Raw genomic sequence first — 14,444 nt, 5'->3', positions numbered from 1 at the left:
TTCGATGTACATGCTCCAGCTTTTCGATCGAGACGACATGGTCCAGCCGCTCGATGCGCGGCTGATCCGCGAGGGTCTGCTCCGCATCGGTCGCGATACCGAGGCGGACTGGCCGATCGCCGACCCCGATTGCGCGCTGTCGCGGGCGCATTGCGAACTGCGCGTCGACGGCGATGGGCTGACACTGCGGGCGCTCGGCGCGAATGGCGTATTCGATGCCGATACCGGGCAACGGTTTCCCGATGCGGTCGACGTGGTGCTGCCGGTGCCGAGCGCGCTGAGGCTCGGCCGGTTCAAGATGGTCGCGACGCAGGCCCCGCATGGCGACCTGGAAGTCGATGGCGCGCTGACCATGGTGCTGACACCGCCGCTGGGATCGTCGGTGGAGGTGCCGAGCGACTGGGCCGATGCCGGTGAGGCGCGACCGCTGGGCGATGGGTCGTTGCTGGAGGCATTTTGCGAGGGCGCCGGGCTGGACTGTTCGCTGCTCTCCGAAGAAGAGCCGACCGAGATCATGCGGCGGGCGGGTGCGGTGTATCGGCAGATGGTGCTGGGGATCGGCGACCTGATGGCCGAGCGCGACCATGCGCGCGGACGCTATCAATTGACGCGCACGACCATCAGCGGCGCGGACAATAATCCGTTCAAATGGGCGCCGACACAGCGGCTGGCGATCGACCTGCTGCTCGCGGGCTCGACCGGGTTCCTGTCAGGCCCGGCGGCGCTGAAGGCGTCGTTTCGCGACGTGAAGCGGCATCTGGTCGCCACGTTCGCAGGCCTGCAGGGGAGCCTGCGCGCGGCGATCGGCACGTTCGAGCCGGCATCTGTCGATGCGGCGATCGCGGACCGCGCGACGCTGCTGAAAAGTCGTGCGAGCCTGCAGATGGCAGAAGTCGCTGACCGTCATGCCGACCTGACACGGCAGATCGTGGCATCTGCACCCGGCTCGCTCGATCGCGCTTTCGCCCTCGCCTATGACGCCGCGGACTCGGCCATGGCGCGCGATCCCGCATGAAGATCGCCAGCCTGTTGCGACGCAAACCCCGAGGCGGTCCGTCGCTCGCTCGGGAAACCGTCTATGTGTCGCAAAACCGATCCCATGTCGGGCGGGTGCGCCGCGTCAACGAGGATCGTTTTCTCGATCGCGCAGACCGTGGGCTCTGGGCGGTCGTGGACGGCATGGGCGGCCATAGCGGCGGGGCCGCCGCCGCTGCGACGGTGGTCGATGTCTTGCAGGCACTGGCGGATGATCCGGCGCCGATCAACGCGGCAGCGGTGCGCGCCGCGGTGTCGCATGCCAATCGCGCGATCTACGATGTGCATGCGACCAGCGGCGCGACGATCGTGATCGCGCTGATCGAGGGCAGTGAGGCGACGATCTTCTGGGCGGGGGACAGTCGGGCCTATCTGATGCGCGGCGGCGGGGCGGAGCAGCTGACCCACGATCACAGCGTCGTGCAGGAGATGATTGACGCGGGTGTCCTGACGGAAGCCGCGGCGGACCGTCATCCGCAAGCCAATGTCGTCACGCGCGCGCTCGGCGTTGCGCCGGCCGTAGCGCTGGATAGCGTCACCACACTCGTCCAGCCGAACGATCGACTTCTGCTGTGCTCGGACGGCGTTTCACGATCGCTTGATCCGCGCGATTTCGCGACGATGCCCGCGGCGATCGGGGACATGGCGGACCGCATTCTCGAAAACGCACTGCAACGTGATGGCAGTGACAATGCAACGCTCGTCGTGATCGTAGGGCTATCGGGGTGAGACCTGTGCGTCCGCTCGTAGCGGAACGCACGACCGCTGCTCTGTTGTTATGCAGCGTCATGCAAAACCGTGTACCATCTGCTAGCCTGGTATAAGAATACTAACGTTCCATAACGCGCTGCCGTCGAACGGCCGGCACACATAGATGTCGGCCGATAACTCAAGCGCTGTCGATGATGGGAATTCAACGTGATGCAAGCCATTTGGTTTTTGCATCGGGAATGACGGGAATGGCGGTTAGCGGGGCTGGCGGCGTTCCGTGCTGGATCATAGCCAAGCGGTGGTGCCATTTAGGGGCATCACGTCCTCGCAAACGGCAGAGATGCCAAATCGCCGCCGCATTGATCCCGGCCGCTGCAAGCGCGACTCTTGGCAGGGTTAGGCCGCGTTCGTGGTCTGAAGGGCAGGCATGCCCCATCTCCGTCAAGTATTCACTTTTAGCGCGTCAGGTTTAGTCATTGCGGCAGGCAGCCAGATCACGACTGTCGGCGTAACGGCCGGTCTTGCGCAGCTTCGCATCTGTGTCATCTCGCTCCTATCGAGAATGTCCGCTTGAGGGAGGAGGCACCGAATAGGACCGCTATCGGGCGACTGTGGAAAGGCCGCTTCGTGACGTCCGCTCGCCCCTCGAGAATGGCACGACGTTGGAGTTGGCTGCACATACCGCGGTACTGGCGATTTCCCGTTCTCGCCTCCTTCTGCGCCCGCCGCTTCGGCGTTCGTTTATCGAGCTATATTGCCTTAGCCGCCATCCCGACGCCGACCATCGGCTTGATCTGCTGCGGTGTGGCATGACGCGTTCTGAGGGCGCTCAGCTGACAGATGGGGTCGACGCCATACACCTCGTCCTGGTTCAACTGCTTGGTGTCAGGGGTGGCCTAACTGGCGCCGCGACCTAAAAGAGCCCGATGGCTGGCCTGTTCAATCGTCTCTTACCGTCCAAACGCTGGACGCCGTCGCGGTATCGGGCGTTGCTGCGCGCGCGCGGGCCGCGATCGACGCAGTTCCGGACGCGGGGTGCGATCCTTGCGGGGGCGATCCTGATCGGGATCGTCGCGACGCTGTTTGCGGAGGCGGCCGATTGGGCGGGCGAGGTTTTCAGCGACTTTGCAAAGACCTGGCATTGGTTGCCGCTGGTCACGACGCCGCTGACGTTCATGGGGCTGGTCTGGCTGACCCGTCGCTATGCGCCGTTCGCGCGGGGATCCGGGATTCCCCAGGTGATCGCGGCGCAGGCCAATCCGAACGACGCCACCAGGACGCTGATCTCGATCCGGACGGTGGCGGCCAAGGCGGTGCTGACGATCGGCGCTGTGCTGGGTGGCGCATCGGTTGGCCGGGAAGGCCCGACCGTCCAGCTGGCGGCGGCCGTCATGGGATTTACGCACCGTCTCGTCCGCGTGCCGTTGCGGGGCGGAGTCCTTATCGCTGGCGGTGCGGCGGGCGTCGCGGCGGCGTTCAACACGCCGCTCGCCGGGCTGCTGTTCGCGATCGAGGAACTCGCGTCTGCCTATGAGCAGAGGGTGACGCTGCTCGTCCTTGCCGCGATCGTGATCGCCGGGATGGTCGCCCAGTCGGTGCAGGGCGACTATATCTATTTCGGCGCGATCGGTGCGCATATGCCGCTGCTGTCCGCGCTGATCGTCGCGCCGGTCGCAGGGATCGCGGGTGGCATGACCGGCGGGCTGTTCTCGCGCATTCTCCTGGCGATGGCGGTCAGCCGCAATCGCGTGACGGGGTGGACGCGCGCGCATCCCGTCGCGTTCGCCGGTGTCTGCGGGGGCGTCGTCGCGGTACTCGGCGTCGTGACAGGGCTGACATGGGGAACCGGCTATGCCCCGGCGCGCGCGATGATCGTCGGCGTGGATGCGCCGCTCTGGTTCGGGCCGGCCAAGCTGGTCGCCACCGCCGCGACGGCGATCGCGGGCCTGCCGGGCGGCATCTTCGCGCCGTCGCTCGCCGTCGGCGCTGGCGTCGGCAATCTGCTGCGCGAAATTTTCCCCGGCGAGCCCGCCAGCGCGATCGTGATCCTGGGCATGGTCGCCTATTTCGCGGGCGTCGTCCGCGCGCCGCTCACCGCGGTCATCATCCTGTCGGAGACGACCGCGAGCCGCGGCCTGATGCTGCCGATGTTCGCGACCGCGTTCATCGCCGATGCGGCCAGCCAGTGGGTATGCCGCGAGAAGCTGTACCACGGTCTATCGAAGACCTTCGCCATGACGGAGACGACCCGATCCACCTGAACCCTGCCAAATTCGCAACGCTCCCCCGGGCGTGGATGGCCAAGGCCACCGAAAGCGTCGACCATGACGGCATCCTGCGACAGATTGCCGAGGAAGCGGGGTGGTCGGGACGCTACGCCTTCCTGATCGTCATTTCGGCCGCGATCTCGTTGCTCGGGCTGCTGATGCCCTCGGTCGCGGTACTGATCGGCGCCATGCTGCTGTCGCCGCTGATGATGCCGATCATCGGGCTGGGCTTCGGCATCGCGACGCTCGACTTCCACGAGATACGCCGGGCGGCGACCGCGTTGATGCTGGGGGCGGCCATCGCGGTGGCGCTGTCGGTCGTGCTGATCCTGCTCTCCCCGGTCCAGACGATCACGAGCGAGATCGCCGGGCGGACGCAGCCGACGCTGTTCGACCTGCTCGTCGCTCTGCTGTCGGCCATCGCAGGCGGCTATGCGCTGATCCGCGGGCGCGGGGGTACGGTCGTCGGCGTGGCGATCGCCATCGCCCTGATGCCGCCGCTGGTGGTGGTCGGATTCGGCATCGCGACGTGGAACTGGGTGGTGTTCTCCGGCGCGCTGTTGCTGTTCCTCACCAATGCCATCACCATCGCGCTGACCGCCGCACTCGTCGCGCGCTGTTACGGTTTCGGCAGCCACCTGTCGCCGCACCACACCGGGTGGCAGCTCATGCTGTTCGCGGTCGCGATCGGGGTGCTGTCGATCCCTCTCGGCGCGGGGCTGCGCCGGATCGCGTTCGAGGCGGTCGCCCAGCGGCAGGTACGCGATGCACTGGGCGAGGACTTTCCGCCCGGCGCGCGGCTGAGCCAGGTCGAGATCGACCATGGCGCGAACCCGGTCCGCGTTCGCGCGGTCATGCTGACGCCGCGGATCGAGCCGGGGGCGGATCGCAAGCTCGCGGCGGACCTTCGCCAACGATTGTCGCGGCCGGTCGATGTCCATGTCGACCAGGTCCGCATCTCGCCCGAGACCGGCGCGGTCGAGGCGGCGCAGATCGCGCGGGCGGGCAATGGCGATGCGCTGCGCGTCGCACGCGAGCGCGATCGGGCGATCGCGGACGTTGCGCTGATCGCGGGCATTCCCGTTTCATCGGTGCAGCTGGATTCCACGGCGCGAACGATCCGCGCGACGGCGGCGCCCCTGACGGGGCTTGGCATTGCGGGCTATCGCGACCTGGAACGTCGTGCGGACGCGGTGGTCGCCGATTGGCATGTCAGTCTCAATCCGCCGAACGATGTCGTCTTGCCGGACGTCGGTATCAAATCCGGCGTCATCGACGATCAGGCGCTCGGCGACGCAGCCTGGGTATCCGCCCGGTTCGCGCGGGCGATCGACGTGCTGGGCGGGACCCTGCGTCAGCGTACAGCGATAGCACAGGGTATCGTCGCGCGAGGGGGCAGGGCAGCCCCGGGGCGTGCGGGCGGTCGCTTGCGCCTGATATGGTCGGTCGACACGGACTCATCTCCGGCGGAAACAGGCGAGCGCGGGGCATAGCCGCTCCGGCTGGAAAGATTGCACGGATGTAATGTTCGAAACAGGCTGCGCCCATCATCCGGGTTCAGAAAGGAGCATCTGCTTTTAACTGAACAAGGACATGGATCGTGGTATTCAAGCGTCGCCTGACTGTACGTCCAATGATCGCCGCCGTCGCGCTTGGCACAACCGCACTCGCCGGCGTCGCGGGTGGCGCGATCGCTGCGGACGACGGTCGCATGAATATCGCCGACCGGTTCATTGCATCCGGTCCTGCTGCCGTCGCGTCGACCGGTGTGCACGCCTCTTTGTCGGATATGGTCGAGGCCGTAGGACCGAGCGTCGTTCAGATCCAGGTCAAGCCCGCGGCTCTTCAGGCGTTGCAATTCGAACCGACACAGTTCGGCTCAGACGATAGCGAACTGGCGGATCGTCTGGGGCAGCTGTTCGGCTTTGGCATGCAGGATCGTCACGGGCAATTCGAAGCGCCGCAGCAGCGGCAAGGCCCGCAGCGCGGATCGCTCGGCTCGGGGTTCATCGTCGATGCCTCCGGGATCGTCATCACGAACAACCATGTCGTCAACGGCGCCGATCGCGTCACCGTTCAGATGTCGGACGGACGGGAGTTTTCCGGTCGCGTCCTGGGCCGCGATCCCAAGATCGATGTCGCCGTGGTGAAGATCGACGGGAAGGGTAGATTCACCCCGATCAAATGGGGTGACAGCGATCATATCCGGGTAGGCGATAGCGTGTTTGCGGTCGGCAGTCCCTTCGGCCTCGGCAATACCGTGACGTCCGGCATCGTGTCTGCCCGCGGCCGTGAGATCGGGGCCGGGCCGTATGACGATTTCCTCCAGGTCGACGCTGCGATCAACAGCGGCAACTCGGGCGGGCCCTTGTTCGATGGGGCAGGCCGGGTCGTCGGCGTGAACACCGCCATCTTCTCGCCGACGGGCGGTAACGTGGGCATCGGCTTTGCGATACCCGCCGCAATGGCGCGCAAGGTCGCGCTTCAGATTGCGCAAAACGGCCACGTGTCGCGGGGGCGGATCGGCGTTTCCTTGCAGGACATGTCACCGGACATCGCGCGTGCGATGGGCTCGGACGTCACCAAGGGCGCGCTTATCGCCGAAGTCGAAGATAGCGGGGCCGCTGCCCGATCCGGCCTGCAGCGCGGCGACGTCGTTCGACGCTTCGGATCCACGCCGGTAGATAACGGGCGCGACCTTGCCCGGGCCGTAGCAGAGGCTCGGATCGGTTCGATCGTCCCGACGCAGGTGGTGCGTGACGGCCGTCAGGTCTCCCTGAACCTGCGCATCGCCAGCGAAACGTCGGGCCAGTCCTGAGCGTGTGGAACCGGGGGGCGGTACACGCGTCCGCTCCCTGAACACCTGAAAAGGATTATCGCGCGCTTGAAGCTGCTCCTGATCGAAGACGATGCACAAACCGCTGAGTATGTCCGCCGCGGGCTGGTCGAACTCGGACACGCGTCGGATCATGCCGCCACCGGCATCGACGGTCTCACGGCCGCTATCGTCGGCAAATACGATGCGATCATTCTGGACCGGAACCTGCCCGGGCTCGACGGACTTTCGGTGCTGAAGTCGCTGCGCGCAAAGGGTGACCAGACGCCGGTGCTGCTTCTGTCCGCGCTGGGGCAGGTGGACGACAGGATCGCAGGGCTGCAGGCCGGCAGCGACGATTACCTCGCCAAGCCGTTTTCGTTCGGCGAACTCGTTGCCCGTCTGGAGGCGATCGTGCGGCGGCGCAGCGATACGCACGCCACGCAAGGTACCAGGCAGACGGGCTCGTTGACGCTCGACCTGCTCGGCCGCACGGCCATGCGCAACGGCAGACGTATCGAACTGCTCAACAAGGAGTATCAGCTGCTCGACTATCTGACTCGCCATGCCGGGCAGGTGGTGACGCGTACGATGCTGATCGAGGCGATCTGGGATTATAACTTCGATCCGGGGACGAATGTCGTTGATGTCCATGTCAGTCGTCTGCGTGCCAAGATCGACGGTCCGGAGGATGTCCCGATGATCAGAACGATGCGCGGCTCCGGCTATCGACTGGATGCTGTCTGACGATGCGCTTGCCCTCGACGGCCGCATTGCGCGGCGCGCTCTGGATCACGCTGATCGCACTCATCGCAACCGGGATCGCCCTGAGCGTTCAATATGTCCAGACGATACGCCTGCTCGACGCGCGCGCCCAGGCGGCGGTCGACGACGAGACGGCAGGCCTGATCGAGCGCTATCAGAGTGAGGGGCCATTTGCCGTCGCACAGTCTGTGTCGCGTGCGGTCGGGCGCCCGCGCGTCACCGATTTCATCTATCTGATGACGGACGCGTCGGGACAGCCGGTTGCGGGCAATCTCGCCAAATGGCCTGACGAGATCGACCGCACCGGGTATCGCACCTTTGAAACCCAGGTCGCGACGACACGCGGCAGGGTGTTCGAACGACAGGTCGCCGCGCGCACGGTGCTTCTCGGCAACGACTATCGACTACTGGTCGGCAGCCTCTCGGACGATCGCCGCCTGCTGCACGACCGCTATGTGTCGGCACTGGCCTGGTCACTGACCGCCACCGGAGTGATCGGCCTGCTTTTCGGCTTCTGGTACAGCCGGCGCGGGCTTGCCTTTCTCGATGCCGCCAGCACTGCCGGCGATCGTTTCCGGGCAGGACATCTTGACGAGCGCTTGCCCGTGACGGGGCGCGGCGACGAATATGACCGGCTTGCAGCGACGCTGAACCATGGCTTTGCGGAGATCGAACGTTTGGTGGATTCGCTGCGAACCGCGACGGATGCGCTTGCTCATGACCTGAAGACGCCGCTGACGCGGATCCGGTCTCGGCTCGAGCTTGCGGCTTTGGGCGGGGGTCATAGTGACGCGACATCGGATATGCGCAGCGATCTCGACGCCCTGCTTCGCACGATCGACGATACGCTAAGACTGGCCCGTGCGGAGACGACGATGGCCAGCGAGTTCGGTCCTGTCGATCTGGCCGCAATCGTCATCGAGGCCGTGGAGCTTTTCGAGCCCGTGGCAGATGATCGCGGACTGGATCTGACAATCGAAACGACGCCGGTGACCATAAGGGGCGTTCGTTCGCTGTTGGGGCAGATCGTCGCCAATCTGCTCGACAATGCGATCAAATATACGCCGCCCGGCGGGTCGATCCGCGTGACTCTTGGGCATGAGATCAATGGGTTCACGCTCGTCGTGGCAGATACGGGACCGGGTATACCGGCTGACCAGCGCGAGCATGTCGTGACGCGCTTCGTTCGGCTCGACACGAGCCGGCATTCCGAAGGTTCTGGCCTTGGTCTCAGCATCGCACAGGTCGCGGCCCGCGTTCATGGCGCATCGCTGACATTAACCGACAACGCGCCGGGTCTTCGTGCGGCGGTACACTTCCCGAGGACACAGGAAATCGTCAGTTGAGACGCCGTCAAACATGACAGCTTCATGAACTTATCGCGAGCCAGGACCCAAAACATCTGAGTGATGTTGGTGGCTCAAGGTCGGCGCCGGGTCGTCCTCATGATAGGGGGCTCCCTGGTGGATCAAACCGCTTTCCTGATCGGCTTCAGCGTGATGTCGGTCGCGTCGCTGGCCATATATGCGACGGGTAAGAAGACGCAGCCGTCGGGCCATCATACGCTCCTGCACGCCAGCGTGCCGTTCATCGCGGCGACCGCGTATCTCGCAATGGCCTTTGGCATCGGCACGCTTATCAACAGCGACGGTTCGCTGACATATCTGGCACGCTACGTGGATTGGTCGGTGACGACGCCGATCCTGTTGTCGGGTCTCGTGCTGCTGGCTTTTCACGAGCATGGGAAGACGGGTGAGGTTGGTGGGTATCTGACCTCGGTCATCGTGCTCGATGTGCTGATGATCGTCACGGGGCTGATATCGTCGCTTGCCGCACCATCTATGGCGAAATGGATCTGGTACGGATGGTCCTGCGTCGCGTTTCTGGGCGTCCTGTATCTTCTATGGGGTCCATTGCGATCACTGGCGCTCAGCCGTGGTGCTGCCTTGGGAATGGCCTATGGCAAGAACCTCACCTTCCTGACCGTCATCTGGTTCCTCTATCCGATCGTCTTCCTGATAGGACCGGAAGGTTTGAAGCTGATCACCGATCCTGCATCGGTCTGGGCGTTCCTGATCATGGATGTGATCGCCAAGGTCGTCTACGCATTCTACGCGGCAGCCAACCTCGACAAGGCGTTGGCGCACGATCACGGCGAACGCGGCCACCGGGCATGACACGGCGCGCCCCGGCCCTTGGCTGGGGCTTCCTTCTGGCGGGGGCTTTGGTCGCCTCGTTTTGCGTGCTCACCGTACAGCTCGCGTTCGCAGCCCTTGCTGTCGGGGTCGTCGGCATGGCGCACGGTGCAAGTGATCTCGCTATCGTCGAGCATCGGCGGCGCCCGGCATTCCTGATGCTGTACGTATCTGCACTGTTTGTCTGTCTTATGTGGTGGATCGTCGATTCTGCGATCGCACTCCCTGCATTCCTGCTGGCGTCGGCAGTCCATTTTGGTCTTGAGGATGCCCCCGCGAGCAGGCCGTTCGAAAGGATTGCCCGCGGCATAAGCCTGGTCGCAACGCCTGCGACGCTGCACGCGGCAAGCCTCACCCGCATTCTCGATCTTGCCGGAGTTCGAGAGTCCGGTGCGCCGGCCATGGTCAGCATTTTGGCAATTGCGGGTGGCGTAGCAGCCGCCTGCCTGGTGATCATCGGCGCGGCACGCCATGATCGACGTCTTCTGGTCGGAACGACCGCGCTTCTCATTCTGCCCCCGCTCGTCGGGTTCTCAGTCGGGTTTCTGGTGCTGCACGCCGTGCCGCAGACGAAAGAACGTCGTGATCAGTTGCGGTGCGTGACGACCATTACGTATCTCCGCGCCACGGGACCAATCCTCGTCCTGGCTGTGCTGCTGGTCGGAATCATGGGCGGAGTGCTGCTGCGGTGGGACCCCTCGGGCGTGCGTTCACTCTTTGCCGGCGTCGCGGCACTGGCGATGCCGCATCTGCTGGTGACGCCGTATTTCGACAGGGTTGCGCGGCGATCCGGGTCGATGGGGCTGCCTCGTGCCCACAGGGACGTGGTGCGTGCTCATGTCCTTGAATGACGTCAGGCTGTCGGCAGAGGCCGCGATGTCGTCGAACCAGATGGCAGCATGCGGCCTGATCGTGGCTCAAGCGGGCCAGTGCCTGAGATAGGCGTCGTTGAATGCGGTCAGGTCGTCGGGATCTTCCATGGTCGTCGCCACCCGCTTCGCGTGGCGGTTGGCCCAGTGCTCGATCTCCCGACGCGCAGCCGGCAGGCTTGCGTGCATCGCCGCAAGCGTGGCCGTCAGTCGCAACGACACCTCGACCTCTGCAATCCCTTCGCGCAGGATCGGGCCGAAGGCATCACCGAGCATATCCTCCATGGTTGGCTGGCCGATGTGAACCCGTGGGGAGTCCGGCTTCTCATCGACACGCGCCGCACCGGGGCTCAGCGTGAGGAACACACGAAGCAGGGCATTGAGAACCTCGATCCCCGTTCCTGGATCATTGGTCGCCGGAGCCAAGGCCCGGCTGGCAATTTCGGACAGCGCAATCAGCCCCAGTCGAGGATCCTGGTCGAACGAGCGATGCCGTTCGATCGTGAACGTCTTGACCAGTTCGCTTCGGATGCCGTCGTCGATCTTTCCCGAGACCTGCAGAAGCGTACGCGCGGGATGCATCATCGCGCCAGGCAGGACATCGACATACACCGTCAGGTCATTGCGGTCAGCGATCGTGCCAAGTGCGGTGATGTCGATATGCGTGACATATCCGGTCTGCACCGCGGTGACTGTGACGGCATCGGCGGGGATGGCGACAGCCGCACGGCCGCCAAGATGAGGGTGTGCAGCAAAATCCTGCATTGCCTGGGTTGCGGCCTCCTCGACGCGGTCGATCACATCGGCCATCCGTCCAAACGCCGTGATATGACCGATCCAGCGCAGCAGCGTGCCGACCACCAGCAGGATGATCAGCACGGTCGCTGCGAACAGGATGATCCGGCCGTCATGGCCATAGGCGCTGGTGTTCAGGCCAACGATCCCGACCATCGAGAAAACAAAGGCGCCGAGGAAGGTCGACAACGCGTTCTGCGACGTCGGATCGCTGACCATCAGCTGGGTCGCACGCGGCGTCGCCAGCTGCGTTGCGGAGGAGTAGGCGCTGACCATTGCGGTCAACGAAAAGGTCGTGACCGCCAGCATGCTCGAGGCCATGATCTGAAGGATCGTGCCGACAGATTGCTGCCCGATATCGGCATCGAACGTGTACGGCAGATACGGCGTGACAAAAGCGGCGAGGATCGCCAGCGCGACGCTGAGCAGGCTGATGATCGCTGCCCGGAACCAGACCTGCCGGACGATCCGGCTCAAAATCCATGTCCATTGCGTCATTTAGCGCTCCTTGCGCTGGCTGGTAGCCGAATAGTCGCAACGACAACAGCCTGGCGATCCAGCGGCTCCGCTCGAACTCTCCGCAGATCATCTGTGCGAAGCAAATCATGCCCCGCGTCGATCACATTCACCGGCTGGCGCCGGAAAGATCTTATCTCGTGACGTGGCGCCGGAGCGGGACCTCCTACTCAGCGCAGCTGCGTCGGATCGATCACGACGTGACGGATTTTGGTACGGTTATACGTGTAGGTGACGTGGACCAGCCCATCGCGCGTCTGGATCACTGCCGGATAGGCATAGCCGTCGGGTAGCGGCTTGCTCTCGAGTGTCAAAGCGTTGCGCCACCGCACGCCGTCGTCGGACAAACCGATGTTGAGCGGCCAGCGTGCGCCATCGCCCGGCCGCTCGGGTAGATGCGCGCTGTGATTGTAGACGATCAACTGGCGCCCATCGCGCAGCGTCACCGCATCGGTACCCGCATTGGGATTGGGCAGGTCGATCGCCGCGATTGGCGACCAGTTGCGCCCGGCGTCGCGTGACCAGCTCATCGCAATCGCACCCTGCCGCGTCCGCGCCACGAGTTCCAGTCGGCCGTCGCGGTGAAACAGGATGCTCGGCTGGATCGCCTCGATGTGCATCGGTGAGGCCACCGCGTCGCCGACCTGCCAGCTTCTCCCGCGATCGGTGCTCCGCTCGATCCGGATCGACCAGATATTGGCCTCTGCGCTGCCTTCCTCGCGGCTCGACGGTGACACCCAGCTGCCGTCGGGCGCAACGACGGGCTTGTTCTTGATCGGTCCCAACACGCCATCCGGCAGGCGCTGCGGCTGGCTCCAATGTCGTCCGCCATCGGTCGAGCGGATGACCATGCCCCACCACGCCCGCGGATTTGGCCCGACCTTGTAGAAGAGATGCAGGGCACCGTCCGCAGGCTGAAACAGCACCGGGTTCCAGGTCGGAAATCGCTGACCGTCCGCGGACACACCATCGGCGACCGCGACCGGGGTCTCCCATCGCGTCGCGCCGCGTCGTGCGAACCAGATACGGACGTCAGGCTGGCTTTCGCCGGAACCGCCGAACCAGGCTGCCGCCAGCGTCCGGTCAGGCAGTTCGACGATCGCCGAGGCATGCGCCTGCGGATAGGGCGCATCCGTGTATATGAATTCCGACGATATGATCGGCGACCGAAGCGGGGCCGCAGCGGTCGACGGGGCATGGCCGATCCGGGCTTGCGCCGTGGCGCTGACCGCGAGTGCGATTGCCGCGACCTTCACCATGTGCGCCAGAAATGCCCTGAATTTCATCGCTGTACCCCAACAACGTTGCGGGTACGCGTAGACCCGTATTGCGCGAGCCGGATAGCATGGGGTTTCCAACCGAGCCAATGGCAGCTGATGTGCGCGATGCCCGTATTCGAGGTCTGCCTGACCATTCGATTTGGGAGCAAAGCGCCCGCACCATAGTCTAGAAGCGGCGTGGTTCGTGTCCGATCAGGTCGCACGTGCCCCGAAAGCCATAATCACTCATGCCCGTGACCGTGATGCGGCCGCTGTGCCGATCGATCACGAGCCGTGGCTTGTTCAGGCCGTTCAGGCGGTAACTTGCGCGGACCGTATCTGGGCTGACAGTCACGTCGTACAAATCCCACCATCCCTGATTGCCACGGGAATTGATCGGCGGGATCAGCGACTTGGGTAGCCGGATACGTCCGCCACCGGCCCAGGTCTGTACCATGAGCGAGGCATCGAAGACCTCCTTCCTGGTTTCGGTGTACGTGCCGGACTCATAGCGGTCACGATCACGGTTCCAGTTCCACGTCGTCCCGCTCGCAAAGCCGGTTTTCGATCCGTCCCCAAAACACACGAGCCCGAGTTCCACGTTTCTGCCGTCAACAACAGGTCCTCCCGAAGGATAGCGATCCTGACCGCCGCCGGACCCCGCTGGCGCGCGTCCATAGGCCAGATCGGGGTCATAGTCGGGACGGGGTCGTGGCGCAGCCTGACCACCATGGCCGGAGTTGGGCCGGAGGTTCGCGGGCTTCCTGCAATCGGGGGAGGTGGTCGGCTGGATGGAATTGTAGCGGCCTTCCATCGTTGCAATGCTCACGCACTGGCGGCGATCGGCGTTCCACCAATAGGTATAGACGCGATCGTCGCCTTGCTCACCCCGGATGTTGACGTAGCCGCGTCGTTGCAACTCCATCTCGGCCTGACCTGCACGGGCGCCTACCATGTCCTCGAGACCCGTGGATTGCGCGTGGGCAATTGCGGGAAGTGCCGAACCCATCACAAGGGCGGTCATGGTCGTGGACAGGCCAGACGGACAACGCATCGCGATTCTCCCGTTCGTTCGAAATCACCTCATCATCAATTGAACGATTGTATAAAAAGGGAGCGACGGCGTCCATCGCGGTCAACGGTGTTCGTCTACCGACTGCCCACGGGAATTGGACGGCAAGAATGCTCGCTTGGTCCGAAGAGCCGCTCGGTCGGTG

Annotated in this window: 12 protein-coding genes; 9 read left to right on the top strand and 3 right to left on the bottom strand. The window is 64.4% G+C overall.

The window, feature by feature from the left end; translation table 11 throughout:
• The first annotated feature begins 4 nt into the window (after positions 1-4).
• The 9 genes from IFT54_RS11770 to IFT54_RS11730 all read left to right on the top strand — a co-directional run bounded on the left by IFT54_RS11770 (position 5) and on the right by IFT54_RS11730 (position 10,639).
• Complete coding sequence (locus IFT54_RS11770; protein ID WP_192070746.1) at positions 5-1,015, top strand: type VI secretion system-associated FHA domain protein; 1,011 nt, start codon at positions 5-7, stop codon at positions 1,013-1,015.
• Entirely contained in the window at positions 1,012-1,764 is a 753-nt protein-coding gene (locus tag IFT54_RS11765) for a PP2C family protein-serine/threonine phosphatase (protein WP_192070745.1), read from the top strand. The genes IFT54_RS11770 and IFT54_RS11765 overlap by 4 nt, the downstream gene beginning before the upstream one ends.
• Before the next feature lie 908 nt (positions 1,765-2,672).
• The gene (locus IFT54_RS11760; protein WP_192070744.1) at positions 2,673-4,007 is read left to right on the top strand and encodes a chloride channel protein; all 1,335 of its coding nucleotides are present in this window, start codon (positions 2,673-2,675) and stop codon (positions 4,005-4,007) included.
• A gap of 35 nt (positions 4,008-4,042) precedes the next feature.
• The gene (locus IFT54_RS11755; protein ID WP_192070743.1) at positions 4,043-5,506 is read left to right on the top strand and encodes a DUF389 domain-containing protein; all 1,464 of its coding nucleotides are present in this window, start codon (positions 4,043-4,045) and stop codon (positions 5,504-5,506) included.
• 140 nt (positions 5,507-5,646) lie between these two features.
• Positions 5,647-6,831, top strand: coding sequence for a trypsin-like peptidase domain-containing protein (locus IFT54_RS11750; RefSeq protein WP_192070742.1), 1,185 nt, complete (start codon positions 5,647-5,649; stop codon positions 6,829-6,831).
• 66 nt (positions 6,832-6,897) lie between these two features.
• Positions 6,898-7,575 carry a winged helix-turn-helix domain-containing protein gene (locus IFT54_RS11745; protein ID WP_192070741.1) on the top strand — a complete coding sequence of 226 codons (678 nt, stop codon included), beginning with the start codon at positions 6,898-6,900 and terminating at the stop codon, positions 7,573-7,575.
• A 2-nt stretch (positions 7,576-7,577) separates the two neighbouring features.
• Entirely contained in the window at positions 7,578-8,939 is a 1,362-nt protein-coding gene (locus IFT54_RS11740; RefSeq protein ID WP_192070740.1) for a sensor histidine kinase, read from the top strand.
• Positions 8,940-9,002: 63 nt separating this feature from the next.
• Complete coding sequence (locus IFT54_RS11735; protein ID WP_244648904.1) at positions 9,003-9,770, top strand: bacteriorhodopsin; 768 nt, start codon at positions 9,003-9,005, stop codon at positions 9,768-9,770.
• Positions 9,767-10,639 (top strand): Brp/Blh family beta-carotene 15,15'-dioxygenase, encoded by an 873-nt coding sequence (locus IFT54_RS11730; protein ID WP_192070739.1) that lies wholly within the window; start codon positions 9,767-9,769, stop codon positions 10,637-10,639. Before IFT54_RS11735 ends, IFT54_RS11730 begins: the two co-directional genes overlap by 4 nt.
• Before the next feature lie 66 nt (positions 10,640-10,705).
• On the opposite strand, the gene IFT54_RS11725 is transcribed toward IFT54_RS11730, so the two are convergent.
• From IFT54_RS11725 to IFT54_RS11715, 3 genes are all read right to left on the bottom strand, one after another.
• Positions 10,706-11,950 (bottom strand): DUF2254 domain-containing protein, encoded by a 1,245-nt coding sequence (locus tag IFT54_RS11725; protein ID WP_192070738.1) that lies wholly within the window; start codon positions 11,948-11,950, stop codon positions 10,706-10,708.
• A gap of 188 nt (positions 11,951-12,138) precedes the next feature.
• A complete protein-coding gene (locus tag IFT54_RS11720; RefSeq protein ID WP_192070737.1) occupies positions 12,139-13,254 on the bottom strand; it encodes a sialidase family protein in 1,116 nt (371 codons plus the stop codon).
• Positions 13,255-13,414: 160 nt separating this feature from the next.
• Positions 13,415-14,251, bottom strand: a complete 837-nt coding sequence (locus tag IFT54_RS11715; RefSeq protein WP_192070736.1) for a hypothetical protein — start codon at positions 14,249-14,251, stop codon at positions 13,415-13,417.
• Between the last annotated feature and the right edge of the window lie 193 nt (positions 14,252-14,444).

Origin of the sequence: Sphingomonas sp. CFBP 13714 (genome assembly GCF_014842205.1) — a bacterium.
Taxonomy (GTDB): Bacteria; Pseudomonadota; Alphaproteobacteria; order Sphingomonadales; family Sphingomonadaceae; genus Sphingomonas; species Sphingomonas aerolata.
The sequence above is the reverse complement of the archived record's forward strand: the minus strand, read 5'-3'. Positions and strand labels throughout refer to the sequence as shown.